The organism is Luxibacter massiliensis, assembly GCF_900604355.1.
Taxonomy (GTDB): domain Bacteria; phylum Bacillota; class Clostridia; order Lachnospirales; family Lachnospiraceae; genus Luxibacter; species Luxibacter massiliensis.
In genome coordinates, this window is record NZ_UWOE01000001.1 from 808079 (window position 1) to 833429 (window position 25351).

General features: G+C 41.1%; 22 protein-coding genes. 16 read left to right on the forward strand and 6 right to left on the reverse strand.

Features of this window, described 5'->3' with window-relative positions; all coding sequences use genetic code 11:
* Genes EFA47_RS03935 through EFA47_RS03945 form a run of 3 tightly spaced genes read left to right on the forward strand, consistent with a single transcriptional unit; the run spans window position 1 to window position 4801 of the window.
* Window positions 1-3720, forward strand: a complete 3720-nt coding sequence (locus EFA47_RS03935; protein WP_122642083.1) for a DUF3849 domain-containing protein — start codon at window positions 1-3, stop codon at window positions 3718-3720.
* Window positions 3717-3947, forward strand: coding sequence for a transposon-transfer assisting family protein (locus tag EFA47_RS03940; RefSeq protein ID WP_122642084.1), 231 nt, complete (start codon window positions 3717-3719; stop codon window positions 3945-3947). Before EFA47_RS03935 ends, EFA47_RS03940 begins: the two co-directional genes overlap by 4 nt.
* Window positions 3947-4801 carry a YodL domain-containing protein gene (locus EFA47_RS03945; protein ID WP_122642085.1) on the forward strand — a complete coding sequence of 285 codons (855 nt, stop codon included), beginning with the start codon at window positions 3947-3949 and terminating at the stop codon, window positions 4799-4801. Before EFA47_RS03940 ends, EFA47_RS03945 begins: the two co-directional genes overlap by 1 nt.
* A 390-nt stretch (window positions 4802-5191) precedes the next feature.
* Here EFA47_RS03945 and EFA47_RS03950 read toward each other — a convergent pair whose 3' ends face one another.
* From EFA47_RS03950 to EFA47_RS03970, 4 genes are all read right to left on the reverse strand, one after another.
* Complete coding sequence (locus EFA47_RS03950) at window positions 5192-5689, reverse strand: zf-HC2 domain-containing protein (RefSeq protein WP_122642086.1); 498 nt, start codon at window positions 5687-5689, stop codon at window positions 5192-5194.
* Window positions 5686-6168, reverse strand: a complete 483-nt coding sequence (locus EFA47_RS03955; RefSeq protein WP_330511895.1) for an RNA polymerase sigma factor — start codon at window positions 6166-6168, stop codon at window positions 5686-5688. The genes EFA47_RS03950 and EFA47_RS03955 overlap by 4 nt, the downstream gene beginning before the upstream one ends.
* A gap of 758 nt (window positions 6169-6926) precedes the next feature.
* Window positions 6927-7877 carry a S8 family peptidase gene (locus EFA47_RS03965; RefSeq protein WP_122642087.1) on the reverse strand — a complete coding sequence of 317 codons (951 nt, stop codon included), beginning with the start codon at window positions 7875-7877 and terminating at the stop codon, window positions 6927-6929.
* Window positions 7878-8038: 161 nt separating this feature from the next.
* A complete protein-coding gene (locus EFA47_RS03970) occupies window positions 8039-8797 on the reverse strand; it encodes a hypothetical protein (RefSeq protein ID WP_122642088.1) in 759 nt (252 codons plus the stop codon).
* 862 nt (window positions 8798-9659) lie between these two features.
* Between EFA47_RS03970 and EFA47_RS20360 the strand changes: the two genes are divergently transcribed.
* The gene (locus tag EFA47_RS20360; RefSeq protein WP_330511897.1) at window positions 9660-9815 is read left to right on the forward strand and encodes a hypothetical protein; all 156 of its coding nucleotides are present in this window, start codon (window positions 9660-9662) and stop codon (window positions 9813-9815) included.
* A 7-nt stretch (window positions 9816-9822) separates the two neighbouring features.
* Here EFA47_RS20360 and EFA47_RS03980 read toward each other — a convergent pair whose 3' ends face one another.
* Window positions 9823-11448, reverse strand: coding sequence for a relaxase/mobilization nuclease domain-containing protein (locus EFA47_RS03980; RefSeq protein ID WP_122642089.1), 1626 nt, complete (start codon window positions 11446-11448; stop codon window positions 9823-9825).
* Complete coding sequence (locus tag EFA47_RS03985) at window positions 11423-11860, reverse strand: plasmid mobilization protein (RefSeq protein ID WP_122642090.1); 438 nt, start codon at window positions 11858-11860, stop codon at window positions 11423-11425. Before EFA47_RS03985 ends, EFA47_RS03980 begins: the two co-directional genes overlap by 26 nt.
* A gap of 725 nt (window positions 11861-12585) precedes the next feature.
* Between EFA47_RS03985 and EFA47_RS03990 the strand changes: the two genes are divergently transcribed.
* The 12 genes from EFA47_RS03990 to EFA47_RS04030 all read left to right on the forward strand — a co-directional run bounded on the left by EFA47_RS03990 (window position 12586) and on the right by EFA47_RS04030 (window position 25348).
* Complete coding sequence (locus tag EFA47_RS03990) at window positions 12586-13272, forward strand: response regulator transcription factor (RefSeq protein ID WP_122642091.1); 687 nt, start codon at window positions 12586-12588, stop codon at window positions 13270-13272.
* Between the two features lie 14 nt (window positions 13273-13286).
* A complete protein-coding gene (locus EFA47_RS03995) occupies window positions 13287-14324 on the forward strand; it encodes a sensor histidine kinase (protein ID WP_122642092.1) in 1038 nt (345 codons plus the stop codon).
* Window positions 14325-14354: 30 nt separating this feature from the next.
* Entirely contained in the window at window positions 14355-15449 is a 1095-nt protein-coding gene (locus tag EFA47_RS04000) for a YdcF family protein (protein WP_235853203.1), read from the forward strand.
* A gap of 250 nt (window positions 15450-15699) precedes the next feature.
* Window positions 15700-16383, forward strand: coding sequence for an ABC transporter ATP-binding protein (locus EFA47_RS04005; protein ID WP_122642093.1), 684 nt, complete (start codon window positions 15700-15702; stop codon window positions 16381-16383).
* Window positions 16380-18707 (forward strand): ABC transporter permease, encoded by a 2328-nt coding sequence (locus EFA47_RS04010; RefSeq protein ID WP_122642094.1) that lies wholly within the window; start codon window positions 16380-16382, stop codon window positions 18705-18707. The genes EFA47_RS04005 and EFA47_RS04010 overlap by 4 nt, the downstream gene beginning before the upstream one ends.
* Before the next feature lie 96 nt (window positions 18708-18803).
* On the forward strand, window positions 18804-18980 hold the full coding sequence (locus tag EFA47_RS19780; protein WP_164689915.1) for a hypothetical protein: 177 nt from the start codon (window positions 18804-18806) through the stop codon (window positions 18978-18980).
* On the forward strand, window positions 18977-19705 hold the full coding sequence (locus EFA47_RS04015) for a biosynthetic peptidoglycan transglycosylase (RefSeq protein ID WP_235853204.1): 729 nt from the start codon (window positions 18977-18979) through the stop codon (window positions 19703-19705). Before EFA47_RS19780 ends, EFA47_RS04015 begins: the two co-directional genes overlap by 4 nt.
* 209 nt (window positions 19706-19914) lie before the next feature.
* Window positions 19915-21720 (forward strand): ABC transporter ATP-binding protein, encoded by a 1806-nt coding sequence (locus EFA47_RS04020; protein WP_122642095.1) that lies wholly within the window; start codon window positions 19915-19917, stop codon window positions 21718-21720.
* 71 nt (window positions 21721-21791) lie between these two features.
* Window positions 21792-21929 (forward strand): lachnocin family radical SAM-modified peptide, encoded by a 138-nt coding sequence (locus EFA47_RS20560; protein ID WP_206215509.1) that lies wholly within the window; start codon window positions 21792-21794, stop codon window positions 21927-21929.
* Between the two features lie 174 nt (window positions 21930-22103).
* The gene (locus EFA47_RS19785) at window positions 22104-22241 is read left to right on the forward strand and encodes a lachnocin family radical SAM-modified peptide (RefSeq protein WP_164689916.1); all 138 of its coding nucleotides are present in this window, start codon (window positions 22104-22106) and stop codon (window positions 22239-22241) included.
* A 102-nt stretch (window positions 22242-22343) separates the two neighbouring features.
* Entirely contained in the window at window positions 22344-23666 is a 1323-nt protein-coding gene (locus tag EFA47_RS04025; protein ID WP_122642096.1) for a lachnocin radical SAM maturase, read from the forward strand.
* A gap of 17 nt (window positions 23667-23683) precedes the next feature.
* Entirely contained in the window at window positions 23684-25348 is a 1665-nt protein-coding gene (locus EFA47_RS04030) for a S8 family serine peptidase (protein ID WP_122642097.1), read from the forward strand.
* Window positions 25349-25351 lie beyond the last annotated feature (3 nt).

A 25351-nucleotide genomic window follows, 5' to 3' on the forward strand; every position in this document is an offset into this window, starting at 1 on the left:
ATGGCAGAAAAAGACAGGAACCAGAGAATGAAGGAGATCACGGAGCGGCTGGAACAGGGTGTCAAAGAGATTTTCACATCAGAAATGTACATGGAATATTTAAAAACCATGTCCCAATTCCACAGTTATAGCTTTAACAATACGCTCCTGATCCATCTGCAGAAACCGGATGCAACTTTAGTGGCCGGTTATCAGGCATGGCAGAAAAAGTTCCACCGGCAGGTGCGGCGTGGGGAGAAAGGCATCCAGATCATTGCCCCTGCGCCGATCCGGGAAAAGGAAGAAGTGGAGAAGATTGATCCGGCGACGTTGGAGCCGGTGCTGAAGCCGGACGGAACGCCGGAGATGGAGGAAGTGGAATATACGATCCCACGCTTTCGGATCACCACAGTTTTTGACGTATCCCAGACGGACGGGGAGCCGCTTCCGGAACTGGCTACGCCGGAGCTGATGGGAAGTGTGGAAAACTATGAGATATTTATGCAGGCGATCCGGGATATTTCCCCGGTACCGATCCGTTTTGACGAGATTGAGAGCGGGGCAAAGGGATTTTACAGCAGTATAGATAAAGAAATCGTGATTCAGAATGGCATGAGTGAAAGCCAGACCATGAAAACCGGTATCCATGAAGTTACCCATGCAAAGCTCCATGACAGGGACGTTATGGAGGAAATGGGCGAGAAAAAAGATAAGCTGACAAGGGAAGTAGAAGCGGAAAGCGTGGCCTATACGGTTTGCCAGTATTTCGGTCTGGATACGTCAGAATATTCTTTCCCTTATATTGCCGGGTGGAGCAGCGACAGGGATATGAAAGAACTCCGATCTTCTATGGATACGATCCGCCGGGTGTCCGGGGAATTTATCGACCAGATGATAGAGCGGATGCAGGAAATCCGGCGGGAGGCACAGCGGCATCAGGAAAACGCACTTTTTGAAGAACCGCAGGACAGATATGGGATTTATCAGCTCCGTGAGGACAGGGACGGGACGGATTATCGTTTTATGGGAATGGCTTACCTGCAGGAACAGGGAATCACTGTGGACGGCGCTGATTATCAGTTCGTTTACGGAGATGAACTGCAGGAAGGGGATACCCTGGAAGCCTTGTATACAAAATTCAATACAGACCATCCGGCAGACTATACCGGGCATTCCCTGTCGGTGAGTGATGTGGTCGTCCTGAAAAAAGATAAGGAGCTGACCGCCTACTATGTGGACAGCTTTGGGTATCAGGATCTTCCGGAATTTGATGCACAGAGAAAGAAACTGCTGGAAAGCCAGATAAAAGAATATCCGCCGCTCTATCTGTCGGATCTTACTTACGCTATGGAACATAGAAACGCAGACGCTTACCTGGATTCACGGAAGCTGAATCTGGACTGTAAGAAAGCGATTGAAGAAGCGATTGACAGCCACTTTGACGGGTATCATCTGGCACATGAAGCTGCGGCAGATGTGGTGGAGACATATGGGGCAGAGCGGGTGTCCTTCGTGCTGGCCTGTACCGTCCAGCACCTCAAATCGGACGGGCGGTTTTCAAGAGAGATAAAAGAATGGGCGGATCGCTTCAAAATCCCGGAGAATATCAGCCGTGGGATGGATCTCAATGCCGATTATGTGGTAACGAGCCATCCAGCAGTGCTGGACGGTTTTATCGGCCTTGCCCGGAATGAAATGAAGGAACTGGAGAAAGAAAAACGGGAAGGACAGATTGGCCCGGAGACAAAAGGGCTTTTGGTAGAGGGGCATTTTGGCACCTGGCACACGGCAGAAGTGAAGGAAATCGCCGGGGAGACTTTTTTCCGGATGGAGCATGACGAGTATGGCGATAAGGTGGCAGGGATTATTGTGGATGCAGACGGGAAGCTGGTGGCGGAGGATCTGGAGCATGGATTTGACGATGGTGCTATGGAAGCGATCACAGAATATCTCTATGAGAAAGTGCCAGAGCCGTTTATCAAGCAGTTCTATGTGGTGAATGATGCCTATGGAATAAAAGCGGAGAGGGAATATCAGTATTTTGAAAACCTAGATGACGCAATTCAGGCGTATCACCTGTTACCAAACCATCTGGACAAACGGTTGGGGATGGAAAGCCGGGAGCCTGTTACTTCCAGAATGACGCTGCTCAAATGTGAGAATGGGATTGAAAATGTGGAGGATGTGAAAAAGGCTTCATTGGATGGAAAATGGATAAATGATGAAGTGGCAGATGCGTATAACCATGCGCAGTTTTATCTTGATAATAAAGATACCAATATCGTGTATGAACTTCCATCGATGAAAGGTTACTTTTATATTCAGACATCCGCAGAGGGCTGGTTTGATTATACGTTTTATGATCGGAAATACCGGGAACTGGACGGAGGATCTTATGAGAACACGGATATTTCTATTCAAGAGGCGGTGGAAGCTCTCCTTAATGAAGAAAAGATTATGTTAGCTCAGTGTCATGTGGTTTGTTGGAACGACTTTATGGAGGCAGTAACAGAGGTAGGGCAGCGAGAAATACAAGGGAAAATAGAAATGCCATTAACTTCCGGTATAACAGAAAAAGAAAAAGCGCTGGGTGATATGAGCCGTTCAGCAATAGAGGAAACGGTGTTGTGTTACGCACAGGCACAGCTTGAGGATATGGGACTGGAGGATGAAGTAAAACTAAACGCTGCCCGTGTTTATGGCAGCCGCACAAGAGCGGGATTATTCAACAATGGTTCTGATTTGGATGTGGTTCTTTTCTACACAGGAAATATCCGGGAAGATGATTTTTTCTCGGTCCTTCATAAAGCTGGAATGACGATTGCAGGGATTCCGCTGGATATTACCCCAGTATCTGAGAATCGAACCTATACTATGGAAGAATATATGAAAAATGCGGAGAAATATCTGGATGATAAAGAATTGAAGAAGCTGGCATATGATATTGATCAGTTTCTAAACGAATTTGATCTGTATGAATACCGGGATACAGTTGAGGACAGGGAAGAAAATGTGAAAATGATTTATGCTGATCTTGTTTCCGGAGAAGCAGAGTCCATACGGAAATGGGTGGCAGAGATTGCCGAGGGGGAGAATGACGATCTTCCAGAGGATGTAGAAAATGCAAAGAAATTGTTAACAAGAATTGAGCAGGCACAGGAGACGGGCAGGGCGGAAGTTATGTATGAGCCGGAGGTGGAAGAAGCAAAAATTACGTTCTATGTGGCAGAGTGCATGGAGTTCCCTGTGATGGGAGAGTATCACGATAACCTGACACTGAGGGAAGCCTTTCAGAAATACAAAGAGATCCCGGCGGAGCGGATGAACGGGATCAAAGGGATCGGCTTCCGGATGGAGGACGGGAGTATGTATGACGGGGATTATGAACTGATGCGGGCCGGGAGCATCTCGAAAGATGCGATTGACCTGGTTCCCCATTATCAGGAAAGCCCCCTGGTGCAGAAAGCCATGGCAGACCTGGAGAAAATGCTGGCAGAGGAGCAACAGAGGAAAGAGCCGGTGCAGACAGAGCCGGCGGCAGAACCGGGCGGACAGGACAGACCGGGGAACATGGTACAGAAACCAGAAGCATCGAAGCCTGCCGGGGTGCGCCAGTCTGTCCTTGCGGCGCTGCGTGAGAGGCAGGCAAAACAGAAAGCCCAGGAACAGCAGGTACAAAAAGAGGGAGAGAAAACTGAAAAGATAGCCCAGGGGCGCAGGAAAGGAGAACCGGAGTTATGAGAGTACGATTTGAGGAAGAGGAATATTTTGTTATGGCTATGTTTGAGAAGGATACCCGTACCGGAACCATGGAGGAAATCCGCCGGGTGCTTCCATTTATCAGGGAAGATGGGGAGATGCTTGCACTTGTCAACAGTACGCTGAAGAAAATGGAGCAGCTCACGGATCAGGAGTTCTCCCGGCTGGATCTGGAAACCTATGCGCAGGAACCGGCGGAGGAAGCGTGATGGAGATCAACCAATTTGCCCTGTACCAACTGAAGAATATCCCGGAAAACCGGATGATCCGCTACCGCTCTTATAAAACGCTGCAGGAGCAGCATATCCCTGTGCGGTATGCGAACTATGAACAGGTTTACCTGGGACGGATGAAGAAAGGGGATAAGCCGGACACGATCCGGAAGCGCCTGGGGGAGCATCCGCCCCGCAGATCTGCCTGCCACAGCCTAAGCGTCAGTGATGTGCTGGTCTTAAACAGCGGCGGCGAGATCACAGCCTATTATGTGGAAAAAGAAGGCTTTGTTGTGCTTGCCGGTTTTCTCCGCCTGGGTTCCTCCAGTGCCTTGATTTCCTATGATACAACAGATTTTCATATTGAGGGGAAAGAAGGAAGCTGGCTTGCCTATGACAGTATCATCATAGACGGGTGGGAATTTTTCCTCATGGAACACACCGTTTACGGGGCGCAGGCGGCCAATGTGGTGCTGGACAGTGCGGGGAATATGGTGGCAGACAATGTTTTCCACGGCTTTGACGGGACAGTAAAACAGCAGATTTGGGAGTACCTGCACCCGCCAGCAAAAGAGCCGGAACCGGAGAAAACTAAAAAGCCGGTGATGGAAAACTGGCAGAAAGCCTACGAAAACGGGGAATATCTGCGCAGCGCCGAGATTACGGAAGAGCAGAATTACAACATGATTGATGGGCGTATGAATAATCTGCCGAACAAGCCTCGGAAGATTGGAGGACGGATTTCTGTGCTGGATCGGCTCCATCTGAAGCAAGCGGAGATTGCCAGAAAGAGCGGGAAGCCTGTGCCGCAGATGGCGGCGGAAGAAGAAATGGAGCGGAGGAAGAAATAAGAAAGAGGAAGATACTTTGCCGTTTCATGGGCGGTATCTTCCTTTTTTGTTATTGGAAAATAGAATAGCGAGAGATATTTTTTCAGTTGTCAGGGAAACCCATATGCTCCAACAATTCTGTTTCTGTAATATGTACCAGATTTTTTGTCGCCTTAGTTATTTCAGCAGTCAGCTTCCTTTTGAAGTTCATAAAATCTTCTTTAGGGAGAAGATAGCGGAAAGCGATCACAACGGCAAATAAATCATTTTTTCCGTAGAGGTATTGAATCCTCTGTTAAGAATGGATAGTTTCTGATACAGCGGGAGATGAAATACAGTCGATGTCATTTCTACCTGATTTCTTCCAAATGCTCCTTACACGTCAAATTTCCGTCCCATATAAAAAATATTTTATGGCATAGATTCTGTAAACATATAAATAGCCAAAGTAAAAAGAGCAATCAGTAAAAATAAGTAACATACCCATACTCTCCAATTTTTGTAAATAGGGCGTTCTAGTCTTTTGGTGTAAATTATTTCTACAATCAGCCACACAACATTAACAATACTCCATAGCATAGATGGGATTATGTTGTTTCCTGTATTATTAATAAACCAAAGGTACACCCATGCAATGTTATTTATCAAAAAAGCAACTAAAATACCGCACAGCATTGATTTTGTCAAACTATGTTTCCACTTTTTTGAAAGTTCCTTAACTGCTTTTGCGTCATTTAAATTTTGTTTTTTATTTGGAATGCTTAACATATCATCCATTTCTTTTAATTCAGTTCTACATTTTTCACAGTTAGAAAGATGCTCTTCTATCATTTGTTTGCTCTCGCTACTGCATACTCCATCATGGTATAATGGCAATAAATCGCTAATAATTTCACAAGATATTTTCATTTCATAGCCTCCTGTAGTTGTTTTTTTGCACGGTAAAAAATCAGCCTTGCCCAACTATCTGTTTTTTCAAACAATTCACCGATTTGTAAAAATGGTAATTCGCCAAATACTCTTAATGTAAACACTTCTTTATACGGTTCGTTTAAATTATGAAGCAGAATATGCAATTTTCTTGCCTCCTCTTTATCAAGATAATCTGTTTCGACATCCAATGTTAGATTTGTATCGTATGTATCATCTTCTTGTGCGATTCGTTTTTGCTTTGCAGCAAATTTAAAATAGGTGTTTTTGGCAATTTGGCAAAGCCATACATATAGTTTACAGTTCCCATTAAATTTGTCTATATGTATCATGGCTTTAAAAAATGTTTCTTGTGTAACTTCTTCCGCCGTTGTTTCGTTGCGGCAAAGACATAGCACATATTTATATACATCCGAAAAATACTCTTTGTATATATTTTCAAAATCTGGCACACTCACTTCATCACCTCCTCTTATAAGACCTACTATATTCCAATCCGTTTCAAAGTTTTCTGATTTTTTTCAAATATATTTCCACATTTGTTTTGAGCGTAATTACGTACAACCAGGATAGATAACTCTATTAAATCCGTCTATGTACGCAATTTTGTATCTGTCATTCCGCAGCATTCCAGAATTTTTTTCTTTTCTCACGTTTTATATGATTGTATCTATTATAATTAGCCAAATGAACTACATCAACCACTTAAATATAAATATTCTCTTACAATAGCTTTTAACATTTCAATCAAGTAGAGGAGATTTTTTCATCCCTTACACACACCACCGTACATGCCGTTCAGCATACGGCGGTTCAATGCGACTTCTAAGCGTGACGCTCGTTATAATAGTCGAGACAGCTTATAAGTCCTGCTTCGGCTAGAGATTGCCCTAACTACGCATATCTTAGTCGTTATCCAGTAATAGCGGTCTCCGCAATACGTTGTCAGCCGTGCAAGGTTCTTTTCAACTCCCAGTTACCTCACAATACAAACTTTGGGAGTCGATATGAGGGGGGCGTCGGCAACTACGCCCCTTGTGGATTTTTACCACAGGCTGGCGGCATGCCCGTTATATTTAAAAAGCAAAAAATCCGTATGGCTTAGTGCCTTTTACGGATTTTCTACTCCAAGAGATAGCAGCTACTACGAGTATATGTTTTTTATAGCATTCTCCCAATATTTTTTTATAGTTTTTCATATGCAACTGCAAAATTTTTACTGTTTTCCATTTCCAAAAAAATCATTTAGTAGGTTAATAGCCATCTGTTGATCTAATTGTTTTTCATTTTGTTGCATAAGTAGCGCTGTAACCCCTGATGCATATGCTACTGCACTAGAATTGTCTGTACTAACAATGAGTTTATTGTCAAATGTTGTTGCAACAACATCATCGCCGGGTGCATAAACGTCTACCTCATCGCTTTGAATGGCATATTCAAATATTTCACCATCTTTCCCTAACATACTTACTGATATCGCATCTTCCAACTTTGCCGGAAACTTAACCTCATTATCTTTCTCTTCTGTATTCTGATTCCCCGCAGAGGCTAAGATAATGATTCCTTTATCTGCAGCCTCTTGCATTGCTTGGGTAATATCATTGTATTCTTTATCAAATTCTATGCTAATGTTAATTATATCTACATCTTTTTCTATAGCCCATTCAATTCCTTCTGTAAGTAATCTGTTATTAGTAGTTCCATAAGAATCCGAAATTTTACATATGTAGAGTTCTGCGTCTGGAGCAATTCCAATCATTCCCTCTCCATCTTTTCTAGCTGCTATAATGCCAGCAATTTTGGTGCCATGTCCATTTTCATCCATTATATCACTCGCATCATCACTGATAAAATTAATGCTGTCCTCATAGACCAAATCTTGATTGTCTATATCTATACCAGTGTCTAAAATAGCAATTTTTACACCTCTTCCAGTAGTTCCTTCTTCATGAAGAGAATCTATCCCGTAATATTCATAGCCAATCTGTTTGACTTCTCCCTGCTGGAATTCTATCGGTTCTGGCTCCAGTACATCTCCATTCTCATTATGATCTGTTTCTATCTGATTCTGCATACTCTCATCATCAGCAGTAGCATCCTGTCCACAAGCAGTTATACTGAGTGTCATAAGTGCCAGGAATAAAATCATAATTTTCTTTTTATTCATACTTACACCTCCAAATACGCTAATTGCGACATGGGATGACTCGCTGGATATCCCATGTCGCCAATTACCGTGTGCTTTCTTGATAATTTAGTACTCTTTACATTATCACTTCAGAATCACACCTAAATTTCTTTACACTGTAAAAAATCCGAAAATTTAATTCAGTGTGTATGCCAATATTTACTATGACCAATTAACGGAGAACAATTCCGCTTATATGCCTGACAATAACGTATAGAAGGATCTCCAACAAAATTGCCGATATGATCTCTTAAGCATTGCCCGTATTGTAAAAATGCCCACTGGCAGTCAGAATTAAGAAAATTTGCGGGACCCCATCCATTATCATCAAGGCAGTATGGCCATCCTCCGCCAGAAACATGTCCATCACCAATTTCGTCGTGAGATACATAGATCAAACTTGCTGGATACTGCATCTCAAGCGCATTTTTCAGATTTTGAGCCAGCGGATGATTCTGTTCACCCATTGTTACCATAGATTCATATATATTTTTATATTCCTCTACAGTACCTGATATACAAGATTTAATATACGCTAAATCCGAATCAGAAATATCCAAATCTGTCGAATCAAGCTGCAGAATCTCCTCATATGTATAGCATTTTTCCCCACTTGACTTTGCCTTTGAAATTGCTTCGTTAATCCTGCTTTGAGTTTCCTCTTGCTTAACTTTCATCGGATTAACAAAAGCCGAATTTGTTTTTTCCTTTATTTTAGAATACTCGTCGGACTCATACTGGCTTTGCATAGAATCATACTTTTCCATCATTTCTACAGCACGCTGTTCAAAAGAATTACTTTGTGATGAACAACAGTCTGCTGCGGACACGTTTACCGCACCGGTAGTAAAAACAATAGAACTAAGTAACACAGTCATCATTTTCCCTTTTAATTTCATAGCGATTCCTCCCTGATATGATAGATTCTTTGTATCAAAACACTTATTCCATATTATCCAAATAACGTTCCCCCTCCCTTTTCTCAATAATATGCAGTGTTGTCAACTAATCTATTTTCACCGATTATATTTAATAGAGATTTGAAAAATATATAGTTTACCACTGTACAAAGAATTTTTATTGGATAAGTGTTTTTTCTCTTACAATACATATTATCTTCACTGAACATAGATAATATCATATATGATGCGTCATACATTTCACTTGTAAAAAAAACCTAGTGTTCATGTAATTTTTTCTGCATTTGTCCTGTGTATCTCCATTTCATTGTATTTTGTCCTGCCGAAAGATTCTCCTTGGCGTTCCCCAGATACGATCAAGAGCTTCACGTCTGATTTTGTCTTTTCCAACTTTGCAGTGAACGTATCCTGTACGGATGCTTTTAGGCTTCTGCTACACCAGTACCCCTACTAGGTTCTGTCTTTTGTAGGGAACCGATGCCTTTTTCTGCCTAATTCCTTCAGAAGCTCTATGAGTGTCAGGTGTGTAAGTACGCTATTTATCACCATGATCTTCAGATAAACGCTGCACCAGCGCCGACTTAGGTTACCCCCCTTTTCACCGGAAATTTCGTTCAGAAATCGTATTTCTGAAGTTCTTCCTCCTTGTTGTTCAACATCCCTGTTTTGATTTTTTCGCACTGTAAATACTTTTGGGATGTGGAGATTTTGGAAAATTCCATATTTAGAACAAGTATGTACCTGTAATCTCCGGCAGCTTTCTGTGATCATGAAACAGATCCGCAGCTTTTCAGAGAAAGCAGGATTGAAGCCCTCTTTTTGTTATTATAAGCGGTGGGGAGTGAAGAAAAAACAGGGACATAAGCCGGTACTTCCACTCCGCTTCAGCAAGAGTGGAAAACCGGAGATTGAGAAAGCATATGCAACGCACTATGTAGACAGAAAAAGAGTGGAAGAATTAAAGAAAGAAAAGCGGGCAGGTTCAGAGAAGAAATAGGAAAAACTTATGAACGGAAAGCGCCTTTTTCCTGCTCTTTCTGACGGGGCTGGTCTTTTCCCAGGATATTTGCAAGATTTACTTGGACAGTTTTTAGTTCTTTCTCGTACTCCCGAAGATTCTGGTATGCTGAATACTGATTATCTTTTAGGACGGTCAGCCGCTCTTTTTCCGCTTTCAGGATTTTCATGGAGGGAAGTTTCCCATTGCCGGAAAGGTCTTTTAAAATTTTCCGGGCTGATTCATAGAGGGTGATCTCCGCCTGGTGTTCCAGCCGGAACTTCTTCTTATTCTTACAGTTAAGAAATTCCCGGTACATTGACTTGTTAGCCAGATATTGCCCTGTATAATGAATTTGTTCATTGACCTCACGAAGTTTCTTTTCCGTAGAACGGAGTGTTTTTCGCATCTCGGTGGTCTGTGTCTGCGCCTCATCAAAAGCGGCTTTCAGATCATCTTCCGTATCGTAACCATGCTCTTGAATATAGGCCACTGTTTTCGCCATCTGCTGTAAATTAGACAACCGAACTTTCCTGGCATAAGAAGATTTTGCCTGCGCTTTTGCACAATTCTGCAGATCAATCACAAGCCGGAGTTCGGATTTGATAAAGACGAAAGCAGGCAGGTCGTCCTGATTCGCAAAGGCAGATGGTTTATCGGATGTATCCGGCTCAGGTGACAGGTTCTGGTGGCATTTGGAATTTTTCTCCCATACAGACAGCAGATATTCTTTTTCATACCGTGTTCCCAGGTTTCTGCCCGTAATGTATTTCCCACGCTCCGGATGGAGATAGCTGAACCGCCCACGGCTGATCTTGAGTGAAATATGATAGTTGTCTAAAAGCTGCTTTTGAAATTCTTCCAGACTGCGGGCGGAAGCGGCGGCTTCATCAATGGCGTTTCGGAGGAAATCTTTCTGGGTTTCAAATTTCGTTTTGCGTGGTGTGATGCCGCCGGCAGTCATTTCCCGATTTAATGTATCCAGCTTTTTCTGCCCTCTGCGCTGTGCGTGATATTCTCGGTCAGTGACTCTCCTTTCCGCAGGAGAGAGCAGGTCAACCTGGTGCAGTTGCTCTCTGTGGCACAAATCCATCACATCCTGTTTCAGATAGGAAAGATAATCATTCGTAAGATGATGTTTATAGCCAGCACGGGAATCGCATGGCCGTTCCATGAAATCCTGACGTTCCACATCATGTTTCCGCAGGCTATTGATAACGATATGCACATGAATGTTGCCACTCTGATTGTGTCCGTCTGTATGAGTGCAGACTAAAGCCTGATGGCCGGGAAAATTTTTCCGGGCATACTCCAGGCCGAGCTGCTGCGCTCGTTCTCCGGTCAATCCGCTTTCCTCCGTGTCCTTCGGATCAAAACTTAAAATATAGTGATGAGATTTGATCTCATCAAAGGTCTGGTTCTTACGGTATTGTGCATTTAGTTCTTTACATTCCATATCAAAGGTAAAGGGATCACAGTTGATGCCGTCCAGATAATATTCCTCCCTGGGGATTAGTCTGCCATTTTCATCAAGAATCGGTTTCATGGTATCCTCGTTATATTGAAACATCAGATAGCGCTGGGCCTCTCCGTAATCCGCATTTTTACTAGCGATATGCTTCAGGATTGCCATGGAAAGAATCTCCTTTTGTAACAGCACTATCGCTCGGAGGGTGGGATAGAAAGTCTCCTGCCATTCTCAGAACTTCGTACTTCATCTCATAAATGTCAGAAATTCCCTGGTTAATTCTTTTGCGCATTTCCTGTGAATGGATACCGCCACTGTTAAAATGGCGGGCGATCTGATTTAGGTTACTTCCGATTTTGCCAAACTCTGCGATTAGCTTTTTCAATTCCGGCAGCTCTGCCACGATTTCATATTTTACTTTTACTGGTTTTCCTGTAATTTGTTTTCGGATATATTCTGCAAGAGGAAGCCGTGCGGCTTCTGCATAGAATAGGAGACGTTCATACTCTGCGTCTGTGAAGCGGAGCATTACTGGATGGGTGCGCCTCAGTTCCTTTTCTTTTTTCGGTCTAGCCATAAAATCCCTTTCTACTAAAATTTGTATTCATACTATAAGCCGATCTAAAGAACATAAAGAGAACGAAATGAATATTTTTAAGATGTTGTTTTTTCGTGATGGGAACCGATCACGCTGCGACTGTCTTTCACAGGAGCCATGATAACACATTAAATAAATGTGCCGAAGCCGAGGGTATGGGGAGCGGAATCCCAATCAAGTTTGCCGGGTAAGCAAAAGCCACGAAGTGGGTTTTGAGTTACGCAGGCGAAACTTGCTTTGAAAAAGAATAAGCCCTTTATAATAATAAAAGCCGATAAAATGAGAAAAGCGCGAATGGGAAATAAAAGATTATTTGAATTTATTGTTTTGTTGTAAATCTACTGATTGTATACGAGAGCAAAGCAGCCAGGGCAGCGGAGTATGAAGATTATGAGAAGGAACTGATGGAGGATCAGAAATGGGAAAGGGAGCAATCGCTTGCAGAGTATAAAAAATCTTATGATAAAATATAAAAGTAATAGACCGATGAAACAGCAGGGAGAAATCTCTGCCACTATCTGGTAGAAGAAATTTTTACCTCTGTTTCGTTGGAACACTTGGCATTGGCAAGATGGAGTTGAGATAATATCGGTTTAGAGGTAAAATAGGTGGTGTCCTGATGAACAGGATAAGAGTTAAGAAACACAGGGTTCATTTCCAGAATAATGGGAATAAGTCGTCTACATGAAGGAGATAGAAACGGAATGAAACAGATTTTATTGGTCGAGGATGATCTGAGCTTAATAAGCGGACTATCTTTTGCCGTAAAAAAAGCAGGATATGGACTGAACATTGCGCATACCAAAAGTGAAGCAGATGCAATGTGGGAAGATGGAAAATACGATTTGGTAATTTTGGATGTGTCACTTCCGGACGGATCTGGTTTCGATATTTGCAGAAATATCCGGCAGACATCGAAAGTGCCAATTATGTTCCTGACCGCTATGGATGAAGAAACGGACATTATTATGGGATTGGACATTGGTGGAGATGATTACATCACGAAGCCGTTTAAGCTTGCGGTGTTCATGTCGAGGATCAATGCCTTGCTCCGAAGGAGCGATAACTTCAATCAGGCGGATACGGAACTCAGTTCCGGTGGCATTTCCATCCAGCTTTTGAAGAGTGAGGTATATAAGGACAACGAGAAGATTGAGTTGACAGCGAACGAATATAAGCTTCTACGCCTACTGATGGAAAACCCCGGACAGGTGCTTTCTCCAGAGCAGATTCTGGGAAAACTTTGGGACTGCAATGGAGACTATGTGGATGGCAATACGCTGTCGGTTTATATCCGTAGGCTACGCACTAAGATTGAAGATGATCCGGGAAAACCGGAGCGAATTGTGACGGTGCGCCGTATGGGATACAAATGGAATGCGGCAAAGTGAGAGGTGAAGTGTAAGTGAAGATATTGGCAAACAAGAAAATCAAGGAGCTGTTTGGTAAAATAACGGTCTGTACTGTGATTTTTACCCTGGCGGCGGTATTGCTCACTTTTTTTGCGGCGGAATCTGTGACTCTAGTTATTATCCTGTGCATGGTTGGAATGGGAGCGGCTATCCTTATTTTTTGCTACGGCTATTTTAAGGAACAGACTGAGGTTATGGAAACAGCGGTGTCACAGATTACGGAATATATTTCCGGGAACCATGAGGCCCGCATTGACTGTGACGAGGAGGGGGAAGTGTACCGGCTTTTCCATGAGGTGAATTCCCTGGTTACCATCTTGAACGCCCATGTGGAGCAGGAACGCAGGTCAAAGCAGTTTTTGAAGAATACTATATCGGATATTTCCCATCAGTTAAAGACGCCGTTGGCTGCATTAAATATCTACAATGGACTTCTGCAGGGGGAAGCAGTGGATGTGCCAGAAATTCAGGAATTTACCTCGCTATCAGAAAAAGAACTTGATCGGATCAATACGTTGGTGCAGAATCTTTTGAAGATCACCAAACTGGATGCCGGTTCTATCGTATTGGAGAAAAAGCCGGAAGATGTGGCGGAGATGATGAACGATGTGGAGCTGCGCTTTTCGTACCGGGCAGAACAGGAGCAGAAGGAACTAGTTTTATTCGGGGAGGAAGATATTTTTCTATATTGTGACCGTGACTGGATTCTGGAGGCAGTGGATAATATTGTGAAAAATGCCATGGATCATACGAAGAGCGGGGATACCGTAGAAATTAAGTGGAGGATGTCTGCTTCCATTGTACAGATTCAGATAACGGATAACGGGAGCGGCATTCATCCGGAAGATCTGCATCACATTTTCAAACGGTTTTATCGGAGTCGTTTCTCGAAAGACCAGCAGGGCATCGGGCTTGGACTCCCTCTTGCAAAAATGATTATCGAAGCACACAACGGAACGATAGAAGTAAAAAGTGAGCTTGGTAAAGGAACCATGTTTACCATCAGTTTTCTAATTCCTACAAAATTGTAGGGAAAGAGTCATCTGCCTGCAAGGTAAAGGATGCATTTTAATCTAGGAAGAAAGACATTTGTAAAAGGAATGACCGGGGAGGTGGAAGGAATGATGTGCGGGATTTCATTTATTGTGTTTTTGATTGCGGTTTTAATCTATGCGGGAATCATGGTCCATGATCCCAGGACGCTGTGGAGCGGCGTTTCCTTTTGGGGGATGTTGACGTGTCTGGCGCTGTTTTTGTTCTTTACAGTATCCGAATACTCAGATCAGCTAGCATCCCATGGCTGGATTATTGGCATTCTAGTAGCTCTATTTATTGCCGTGGTACTCTGCGTCCTAGTTCTGCCGGGATTTATGGTTTTGATGTTTTGTGTGGAAGGCATCAAGGTCATCCGGCGTGAAGGAATGAAACCGTCTAACCTGTTATCCTTGCTTTTTGCGGTTCTATTGTATGGGTATCTGGTTGTCTGGCCCAGGATCGGGGATTTAGCAGAGCATACATTCGGAACTGTGCTTTATGCTATTGTCAGCTTTGCGGCGGCTTATGTGCTGATACTGATGTCCATGTACATGTTTTCCGCCCTCCTGAACCTGTTTCACTTGAAGAAGAACCGAGGTGCGGATTATATCGTGGTACTCGGCTCAGGGATTCTTGGTACACGTGTGACTCCTCTTCTGGCGGCACGGATTGATAAAGGGATCGAGCTGCTGACCTGCAATCAGGATGCAGTGATGATTCTCTCCGGTGGGCAAGGGCCGGGCGAGGACATCCCGGAGGGAGAAGCAATGGCGGCTTATGCCGTGGAGAAAGGTGTAGATAAGAAAAGGATTCGGATTGAGTCGAAATCCGTGTCTACAGAAGAAAACCTGCTGTTTTCAAGGCGGATGATGGAGAAAGAGAGACCAAAGGTTATTCTTGTCACCACAGCTTATCATGTGTTCCGGGCGCTGCTTCTTGCCAGAAAGCAGGGAATGAAATGCGTTGGCTATGGGGCAAAGACGAAATGGTATTATACGTTGAACGCCCTGCTCCGGGAGTTTGCAGGATATCTGAAACTGACATGGAAACGCCACGCCTTGGTGGTTTGTATTGCGGCGGGGATTATGATTTCGGTAAGATTGATTGATTTGTTTCTATAAATTATGAAGGGATACTGCCAGTGGGAGGTCTTTTTTCGTTCGGCAGCCTCTTATCTGGGAGCTGCCCGCTATGATGACGGTGCAGCTTTTTTTAAATCCTACAAAATTGTAGGCTAAGAGTCATGTTACTGTAGGATTTGAGTGGTATGCTTACAGAAGTTCAGGAACAGAGCAGAGCCTAACAGCTTTTGTGGGAGGTTTCTGTTTTTATGCCTGGACAAAACAGATAAATGAAAGAGGTGCATAACATATGGATTTATTAGAAGTAAGATCAATTTCCAAAACTTACGGCAGTGGTGAAACGGCTGTACATGCATTAAAAAAGGTTAGTTTTTCGGTTCCAAAAGGAGAGTATGTTGCTATCGTAGGAGAGTCTGGATCCGGAAAAAGCACATTGCTTAACATGATCGGCGCGTTGGATAACCCCACATCGGGAAAAGTACTGATTGACGGCAAGGATATCTTTGCGATGAAGGAGAGCAAGCTGACTATTTTTCGTAGACGGAATATTGGCTTTATTTTTCAGGCGTTCAATCTGATCCCGGAGCTGACTGTGGAGCAGAACATCATCTTTCCGGTACTGCTGGATTATCAGAAACCGGATAAGAAGTATCTGGAGGAGTTGCTTGCGGTACTGAATCTGAAGGAACGCCGGAATCATCTGCCCAGCCAATTATCCGGCGGCCAGCAGCAGAGGGTAGCAATCGGGCGTGCGCTGATTACACGTCCTTCTCTGATTCTCGCTGACGAGCCTACTGGCAACTTGGATACCCAGAACAGCAGTGAGGTGATTGCTCTGCTGAAAAATGCATCCAAGCGGTACGCCCAGACGATCATTATGATCACTCATAACCGGAGCATTGCGCAGACGGCAGACCGGGTGCTGCAGGTATCGGACGGCGTGCTGACCGACATGGGGAGGTGCAGTGAATGAAGAGCTATTTAAGCCTTATCCCGATTTCGGCAAAAGTACACAGACGGCAGAGCCGGATGACACGAATTTGCATTATTCTTGCTGTCTTCCTCGTAACTGCAATTTTTTCCATGTTAGAAATGTGGACGGAAGGGCAGACAACTGCAATGCGCCATAATCATGGGAACTGGCACATTGCCCTGCAGAATGTACCGGAAGATAAAGCGGAACAGATTTGCGGAAATGCTAATGTTGGGGTTTCCTCATGGTATGATGTGATCAATATTGATGCTGACCAGGGCTATTATATAAATGGCAAAAATGCGGTTTTATATGGCACTGAGGAAGCATACGTTACAGACATTATGAATTATCCAACGGAAGGTGCTTATCCTCAGAGTGGAAAAGAAGTTGCGCTCAGTGCTGATGCAAAAGAGCTTTTTGGAATTAAGGTGGGGGACAGGATTACCTTAAATACGCCTGCGGGAGTTCTTGAATACACCGTTTCTGGATTTTATGAGGATGATACAGAGTTTAACGATATCATTGAAGGTAGCTGCGTGTACATGAATAGAGAGGCATTTGATGAAGTACGCAACTTGAATGGCGTGGAAGCATCGTCTCAGTTTTATATCCGGTTCGAGAAAGAGAAGGGCTTGAAGAAAACGATTGCTGAAATGAAAGAGCAATATAACCTTACGGATGAAAATGTTGAGGAAAACACGGCAGTTTTAAGTCTGCTGGGAGCCAGCACCGATGAAAGGATAAGCGATCTTTATCCTCTGGCAATTACTTGTTTTGTAATCATATTGCTTGCCGGTGTTTTAATGATCTCAGGTTGCATGAACAGTAATGTGGCGCAACGGACAAAGTTTTTTGGAATGATGCGGTGTGTTGGGGCAAGCAAACAGCAGATTGTACGGCTTGTACGGCTTGAGGCATTGAACTGGTGCAAAACCGCTATCCCGATTGGATGTGCATTAGGGACGGTGATTTGTTGGATAGCATGTGCGATATTGCGGTTCTTTGTAAAAGGAGAATGGGTGGATATGCCTCTTTTTTCGGTAAGCATAAGCGGCATTCTTTGCGGAGCTGTTGTGGGCGTAGTTACGGTATTTATTGCGGCGCAGGCTCCTGCAAAACATGCAGCAAAAGTTTCCCCGGTAGCAGCCGTATCCGGAAATTCAGAATCATCGAAAAAAGTGGTTCATGCGGCAAATACGAAGCTTTTTAAAGTAGAAACTTCCCTTGGAATCCAACATGCGACAGCGTCTAAGAAAAACCTGTTTCTGATGACAGGCTCTTTTGCCCTTACAATCGTATTGTTCTTGGCTTTTTCCGCCTGCCTTGATGTTGTGCATAAATTGCTTCCATCGGTGAGTGATTTCACGCCGGATATTACGATTGCGAGTGAAGACGAATCAAATTCCATAGATAGAAGTTTGTTAGAAGATATTTCAGAAATATCAGGTGTAGAGTCTGCTTTTGGCATGATGCTTGCTATAGATTATCCTGTTGAAATTAACGGCAACGCAGGGAAGATTGACCTGTTTTCCTATGGGGATTTTATGCTGGACAGTTTCAAAGAGTCAATGATAAGTGGAGATTTATCAAGTGTTTATGGGGCTTCTGATTACGTGATGGCGGTCTATAATGATGCCGGACATCTGAATGTGGGGGATAAAATAAAGCTTGGAAATCACGAGGTTGAAGTAGCATGTGTTGCATCCGAAGGAGTTGGGAGCGTCAGCGGCGCAACCGTTGTGGTGTGTTCAGAAGAAACCTATCGGAATCTAACAGGGGAGCAGGATTATGCTACAGTGAGCATAATAACAAAAAGTGATATTTCCGAATCGGAAGTAGAGCAGATTCGTGATTTGTCTGATGGATATCAATTTTTCGATGACAGGGAAGAAAAGAACGATGTTTTTGGCTCCTACTGGGTATTCCGAATTGCGGCATACGGTTTCTTGGCAATCATTTCTCTGATAACCATGTTGAATATTATGAACAGTATTTCAATGAGTGTTTCTGCAAGGGTGAAGCAATACGGTGCGATGCGTGCTGTTGGGATGGAGAGCAGGCAGGTTACAAAGATGATAACGGCAGAGGCAGTAACATACGCTGTTTACGGTACAATTGCCGGAACTGCCCTTGGGTTGATACTTCACTATTTGATTTATGTGAAGATTGTCATTAGTCATTTCGGTGGCTTTTGGAATATCCCATTTACTACCATTGGAATTGTACTTTTGCTAGTCGTTTTTTCGTGCATTATTGCGGTTCATGAACCCACGAAACGTATGAGGGACATGGCAATCACGGATACGATTAATGACTTGTAATTGGAACTGCAGATAAAACAGCGGCACAGCAGGAAAAGAAAAAGCTGCTGTGCTGCAGAATTTCTATACAGTAGTTTAAGAATGTGAGAGCGGCATATGAAAAATAAGAGTTGCATTTGCGGCACACTGATTCAGCGTGGCAAGAAAATAGGAATGATTGTAGCATTGTATGTATTTATGGTTCTGCTCTGTCTGCTGTTCTTTGGCGTTGGTATTGTATGGGAACTGGCAGATTGGATTGTCAGAAGGCTGGAAAAGGATGGATGCTTATGAGGAAAAGGCAGAAAAAGAAACATCCGGTTAGGAAATTTTTACGGAATATGATTGCGTCTCTACTCTGCATAGTCATTGTGTTCTGTGCTTTTTTCGGTGTGAAAGGCTATCAGATGTACAAGGAGGCAGTGGCAGAAAAGTCAATCAATGAGTGTGTGAAAGAAATCCGTGGCATGGAAGGGTTTACATCTTATTCTGAACTACCTCAGTTTTATATAGATGCTGTAATATCCGTTGAAGATCACCGATTTGAAAATCACTGTGGGATTGATTTGATTGCAATCGGGCGAGCTGTGCTGACAGATATTAAGGAACAATCGTTTGTACAGGGCGGGAGTACAATCACACAGCAACTTGCAAAGAATATGCTTTTCACGCAAGAGAAGAAGCTTGAGCGAAAGGTTGCAGAGGTGTTTGCAGCACTGGAGTTGGAGTGCAACTATTCCAAAGAAGATATCTTTGAATTGTATGTCAACACATCCTATTTTGGAAATGGGTATTATGGCGTTAGGGAGGCGGCAGATGGATATTTTGGTAAGACATTTTCTGAACTTAGTGAATATGAATGTGCCATGTTGGCCGGGATTCCCAATGCACCATCCGTTTATTCGCCAAATGCAGTTAATGAGTCGACTGCTCGACGAGTGGAGTGTGTTTTAGAGAGCATGGTAAAAAATAGGATAATTTCACAGGAACAAGCTTATAATATTGAAATGGAACAATAAGTTAATATGTATACGAGTTAGAGATGTGATTTGTTGAAAAGCAATAGCATCTCTTTTTTTGTGCCGATTGAATGTGAATGAAAGGTGGAAAAGAAATTTAAGATTGAAAGAAAATATTACAGTAAATAGCGGTTTTTTTTACATGAGAAGGAGCGAGAGGGTAAGCAATGCTATAATGCATCTCATACAAATAAAAAGTAGGTGACAAGATGAAAGTGATAAAAGATTATATGGTAAAACTAGGATTTGTTTTTAAAGAAATTTTTAGAGCTGGCCCGAGTGTATTTTTTCTTTCTGTGGGTTCAATGATAATTGCAGGTGTCAGCCCGGTACTAATTACCTATTTGACAGCAGAGTTGATAGAAAGATTAGGACAGAATATTGGAACCAATTCGCAGGAAGCATATGTGAGGGTTGTCGGTGCATTTGTTGTAATGTTTTTGCTTGTAGTAATATCGTATGCTACCGAAAGTGTAAAAACGGTAATATGTGCTGTAGCGGGATTAAAGTTATCGCATAATATCGAAAATATAGTTGCGGATAAATTCCAAAATATAAAGCAGGAAAGAATTGATAATCCGGAGTTTTTAGATTTGCATTCCAATACTTTAAATAGATGCGGTTCAGAGCCATTGAATTTAATGGAAAGCTTATTCAGTACAGTTGCGAATGTTATAAGCCTTATGGGATATGTAGTTATTATAGCGAAGTATAATCTTATTGCTTTGCTGGTTATTATTATTTTTACTTTACCGATTATTGTTTTTAAAAGGAAATATCAAGGGCTAACATTCCGGTTTTATAACGAAAGAACAATGCAATTAAGAAGGATTATGTATTATCTTGAATTGCTTACTGAACCGGAATATGCGAATGAGGTTAGAGGTTATAGGTTACATGACTACATTAGCAATGAGAGAAAGCGTCTTTTTCGAGACTTTATCAAAGGAAATACAAAGATAGCAGGGAAAGAAATAGCGGTATCATTATCGACAAGTTTGCTTTCTATGATAGGTTCAATTTTGGTAGGAATTTGGCTGATTCAAAAGACAATTGCAGGGACGATAACGGTATCTGAATTTTACTTATTGATTACAGCGATCATGACTCTTGCTACTGATCTAATGGCGTTGTCAGATCAAATTGCATCTAATAGTAAAAGCATGATGTTCATTAATTATATATTTAATTATATGGAAGAGCCGAATGTGATCGAAAGCAAAGATCTCAAAATAGAGGAAAAAACTATACACGATATTTGCTTTGAAAATGTAAGCTTCAAATATACAGGTTCAGAAAACTATGTGCTGAAAAATATTAATGTACATTTTAATACGAGCGAAACCGTTTGCCTTGTTGGAGAAAATGGAAGTGGAAAATCTACATTTGTAAAATTACTACTAAGAATTTATGATCCGACAGAGGGACGTGTATTGTTAGACGGTATTGATTTGAAAGAATATGATATTAATGATCTTCGAAAATTTTATGGCGTACTGTTTCAGGATTATGTAAAATTCTCGGACAGTGTACATAATTGCATTGGTTTTGGAAATATAGAAGAACTTCAGAATTCTGAAGGCATAGCAGAAGCTGCAAGATTAACAGGAGCAGATGTTTTTATAGCTGACTATAAAGACGGATATGAAACCAATTTAAGTAAAATGTTTTTTAACGATGCCATAGAACCGTCTGGTGGTCAGTGGCAGAAACTTGCAATATCAAGGGCTGTCTATTCTGATGCTCAAGTGTTGGTTTTGGATGAGCCTACTGCAGCATTGGATCCGAAATCAGAGGTTAAAATGTTTGACACATTCAAAAAAATAAGTGAATTAAAATCAACACTTATTATTTCACATCGAATGTACATTACGAAATTAGCCGATAAAATTATTTTGTTAGAGAATGGAGAGCTTGTAGAAGAAGGTAGTTTTGAAGATCTTATCAAGTTAAAAAAAGAATTCTATTCCATGTATAAAATACAATCAGATAGTTATTCAATGTCTGTTGAGTAAGAAAGAAAAAGCGGGTTATTGATTATTTATATGGTCTGCTATATAGATAATGCAGGAAAGGAAGTGAAAATATGCAGAATAAGAAAGTTAATCTGAAAAAGGTTAATAGAACTAATAGTTCAACCGTAAGAACACTGGATTGTCATTGCGGGTGCGAAGGCAGACCAGGACAGGCTTTTATGAAGGGTTATGTAGGAAGTTTTATTTAATTCAGACTATAAGTATTGATCTTGTATGGCAAGTATACTGTGAAGTTAGAAAGTGGTATGGCATCAGATAGTATGGACTAAGAAATTAATATGACGAATGCTTCGACAGTATTGAACGTTGTATAGGAAGATATCTTATAAATACTAATACAAATTTGTAAAGGAGGTGAAATCATGACAAACAAAAAAGTTAATTTAAAGAAGGTTAACAAGGCAAATAATTCGACTGTAAAAACGTTGGATTGTCATTGCGGATGTGAAGGCAAGCCTGTTTCTGCCTATAGCAAAGGATATATTGGAATGTTCTTATAATTAGGCAGCAGTACATAGAAAATGCAAATTTTTATGAAAAAGTTATCTTGTAGCAGACTGTATAAATGATCAATAACCCTAATAATGAAAGAAGGAGAAAGTATGTATTTAGCAAAAGTAATCAAGACAGGCAATCGCTTGTACGTCTATGACGCATTTAACAATAAATTGGCTACGATTAATTCAGAAAAAGAATTGTTTGAAAATACAAGTTATGAGGAATTTTTAAGGGATAATGACTTTAGAGATTTAAAAGAACCCTGTGAATTTGAGGTGAAATATCCGTTCACAGAAGAAGAATTAATGGGAATGTTTAACAGTAAAATAAAAAGTATTACGTTGGCGCTTACAGAACAGTGCAATTTAAGATGCAAATATTGTGGATACATGCCAAAATATTTGGATCATGATTATCATTTAAAAGAGATGTCGAAAGAGGTTGCTTTTAAAGCAATAGATTTTCTTCTTAAAAACTCGCATGAAAGTGATGTATGTAATATCGGATTTTACGGTGGCGAGCCATTGTTACGGTTAGATTTGATAAAAGAATGTATCTCTTATGTGAAAGAGCGTTATCCGTTTAGGAAACCTACTTATAATATTACAACAAATGCCACATTACTCGATGATAATGTGGCAGCTTTCTTAGTTGAAAATGATATTAAGATTACTCTTAGTCTTGATGGCCCGGAGAAAGAACAGAACAAATATCGAGTTGATGGAAGTGGCAAAGCCAGTTACGATAGAGCTTATAAAAATATTGCCGAACTTTGTAAAAAACACCCTAAATATTTTAGGGAAAGTGTAAATTATAATGTTGTTTTGTATAATGGGGCCAGTAAGAAACTCTTTGAGTCTCTGGACAATTTGTGGAAGTTAGATGTTACGTTAGTGGATTTGTTTGAAACGGAATACTTTAGACAGGTAAGAGATAAGAGCGATGAAGAAGATAAAACAGAGCAGTTTGATGCAAAAATTTATGATTTTGCCTATAAAAATATGCTAACAAATATGAAAAAATATTATAATGCGTTCAATACATCAGAGATCAGCCATATCATTCTTCCGGGCGGTTTTTGCATTCCAGGAGTAAGAAAAAATTTTGTTACCACAGATGGGAAAATTATTGTATGTGAGAAGGTAGATGAAACTCAAGAGCTTTTCGAAATCGGGGACATTTATAATGGCATTGATATGGAAAAGATTAAACGACTTGTTAGTGAGACAGTAAAGCGCTTAGGAAAATGCAAACATTGCTGGGCTGCCAGATTTTGTAATATTTGTTTTATGGATATTTTGAAAGTAGGTAATGAATATTGTGAGCAATCTCGAAAAAATGTAGAGCGTGAGTTAGGGTATTATCTTGACCAGATTTGCACAGATAGAGATTTGATTAATTATGTATCCAATATATCATTAGTTTAGGTACAAGGAGGATGGAAATGAAAATAGCATTGATTGATGTTGGGGTTTCTAAAACATCTATTGGAAATGAAACGAAAATTCGTCATTTTTCATTGAATAATGGGGAAATGGTTGAGAAGTATAAGGAGCCGGAAGAAGAACATGGTACACGGTGTTTTAAGGAAATTATGGCGAATAAAAAGACTTCGAATATACAGATTTTAGATCTGAATATATCAGATGAATCAGGAACACTACAGGTATTTCCCATGATTGCAGCAATAGAAAAGGCTATTGATGAACGGGTTGATATAATTAATATTAGCTTGGGATTAACTGCTTATTCGCAGGAACTTTTTGATGTGTGTGAAAAAGCTGTACAGAATAATATTGTGATTTTGTCTGCGGCATCACACAAAAATACGATTTCATTTCCGGCAGATTTTAACAATGTGATTTGCGTGAATGTGGATCAAAAGCAGAAAGAAAAAATAAAAGTGGTTGGCCCGTCTACTGTTACAGTGTCTATGAAAGACTATATTATCACAGAGAATGAAGTCGAGTTTGATTTTTCCTCTTCAAGTATGGCCTGCGCAAGGGTATGCGGTTATTTTTGTGATGTACTTGGAGATGATCCACTAAATGATAAGAGCAAGGTATTATTGAAAAAATATAATATTAAGCTGCACCATACAGATGATATTTACTGCAATAACCCTCTGGGAGAAAGTGAGATTAAGACTATTTTGTCAGATAGTAAAGTGGCTGTTGTATTTTTCCCAGAATCTGCAGTAGGAGATATCAATAGGAATATGTTACATAAAAATATTGTAGCATATTATGATTATGAGAGAGACGGTTTTTATTCGTTTACTGATGATAAGGAAACCGATGACTTCGATGTAATAATGTTGCTGAGTTCGTTATATTATGATTTACAGTTTCCGTCAGCAATCAAAGAAAAATACAAGGATTATCGGATTATATATATTGGAAATTTTCTTGAAAAAAATGATAACGCATATTTGTGTGATTACGATAAGTACAAGGCATCGGAAATGACAGTATTAGAAAGACCTGTTATTGCGATTGCTGGGGTGTGTAGCGGACTAAATAAGTCTGATGTTCAGATAGATTTACTAAGCAGGTTAAAAAAGGATGGTCTGGACATTAAAGCAATTTCTAATAATCCGGTAGGATTGTTGTATGATATGGAAGTGTTCAACTATCCAACCGAATTAAAGTTTCCAGATGTTGTTTATTCTATTAACAAATATATGTATCTGACAGAAGTAAATGAAAATATGGATGCATGGCTCATTAATATTGGCGGTGCAATCGGTCAGGTAAATAATTTGAATACATACAATTTTGGAAAATTGGCAGATGCTTATCTTTCTGCAACAAATATAGACGTGGCTATCATGTGCGTGAATGCCTTTGTCGATGTGCTAAACTTAAAGCTGCAATTGGCAAATTTATACAAACATGGGATTGAAAATATATTTATTGTTTTGTCTCATAACGATATTGATGCAACCACGATGGATTATAAGGATGGTTTACAGACTTACTATGTGGACGATGAAAAATATCAGCAGGCATTGAAATATGTGAGATCCAACATCAAGGAAAAAGTATTTTCATTAGAAGATGTTCAAAACGGTAATTTATACGAGGCCATTATTGCTACATTGAGTTAGTAA

What these genes read in the sequence shown, in the direction of transcription:
- EFA47_RS03935 (WP_122642083.1), top strand. Translation starts at nt 1, where the DNA reads ATGGCAGAAAAAGACAGGAACCAGAGAATGAAGGAGATCACGGAGCGG.
- EFA47_RS03940 (WP_122642084.1), top strand. Translation starts at nt 3,717, where the DNA reads ATGAGAGTACGATTTGAGGAAGAGGAATATTTTGTTATGGCTATGTTT.
- EFA47_RS03945 (WP_122642085.1), top strand. Translation starts at nt 3,947, where the DNA reads ATGGAGATCAACCAATTTGCCCTGTACCAACTGAAGAATATCCCGGAA.
- EFA47_RS03950 (WP_122642086.1), bottom strand. Translation starts at nt 5,689, where the DNA reads ATGAAAATATCTTGTGAAATTATTAGCGATTTATTGCCATTATACCAT.
- EFA47_RS03965 (WP_122642087.1), bottom strand. Translation starts at nt 7,877, where the DNA reads ATGAATAAAAAGAAAATTATGATTTTATTCCTGGCACTTATGACACTC.
- EFA47_RS03970 (WP_122642088.1), bottom strand. Translation starts at nt 8,797, where the DNA reads ATGAAATTAAAAGGGAAAATGATGACTGTGTTACTTAGTTCTATTGTT.
- EFA47_RS03980 (WP_122642089.1), bottom strand. Translation starts at nt 11,448, where the DNA reads ATGGCAATCCTGAAGCATATCGCTAGTAAAAATGCGGATTACGGAGAG.
- EFA47_RS03985 (WP_122642090.1), bottom strand. Translation starts at nt 11,860, where the DNA reads ATGGCTAGACCGAAAAAAGAAAAGGAACTGAGGCGCACCCATCCAGTA.
- EFA47_RS03990 (WP_122642091.1), top strand. Translation starts at nt 12,586, where the DNA reads ATGAAACAGATTTTATTGGTCGAGGATGATCTGAGCTTAATAAGCGGA.
- EFA47_RS04000 (WP_235853203.1), top strand. Translation starts at nt 14,355, where the DNA reads ATGCATTTTAATCTAGGAAGAAAGACATTTGTAAAAGGAATGACCGGG.
- EFA47_RS04005 (WP_122642093.1), top strand. Translation starts at nt 15,700, where the DNA reads ATGGATTTATTAGAAGTAAGATCAATTTCCAAAACTTACGGCAGTGGT.
- EFA47_RS04010 (WP_122642094.1), top strand. Translation starts at nt 16,380, where the DNA reads ATGAAGAGCTATTTAAGCCTTATCCCGATTTCGGCAAAAGTACACAGA.
- EFA47_RS19780 (WP_164689915.1), top strand. Translation starts at nt 18,804, where the DNA reads ATGAAAAATAAGAGTTGCATTTGCGGCACACTGATTCAGCGTGGCAAG.
- EFA47_RS04015 (WP_235853204.1), top strand. Translation starts at nt 18,977, where the DNA reads ATGAGGAAAAGGCAGAAAAAGAAACATCCGGTTAGGAAATTTTTACGG.
- EFA47_RS04020 (WP_122642095.1), top strand. Translation starts at nt 19,915, where the DNA reads ATGAAAGTGATAAAAGATTATATGGTAAAACTAGGATTTGTTTTTAAA.
- EFA47_RS20560 (WP_206215509.1), top strand. Translation starts at nt 21,792, where the DNA reads ATGCAGAATAAGAAAGTTAATCTGAAAAAGGTTAATAGAACTAATAGT.
- EFA47_RS19785 (WP_164689916.1), top strand. Translation starts at nt 22,104, where the DNA reads ATGACAAACAAAAAAGTTAATTTAAAGAAGGTTAACAAGGCAAATAAT.
- EFA47_RS04025 (WP_122642096.1), top strand. Translation starts at nt 22,344, where the DNA reads ATGTATTTAGCAAAAGTAATCAAGACAGGCAATCGCTTGTACGTCTAT.
- EFA47_RS04030 (WP_122642097.1), top strand. Translation starts at nt 23,684, where the DNA reads ATGAAAATAGCATTGATTGATGTTGGGGTTTCTAAAACATCTATTGGA.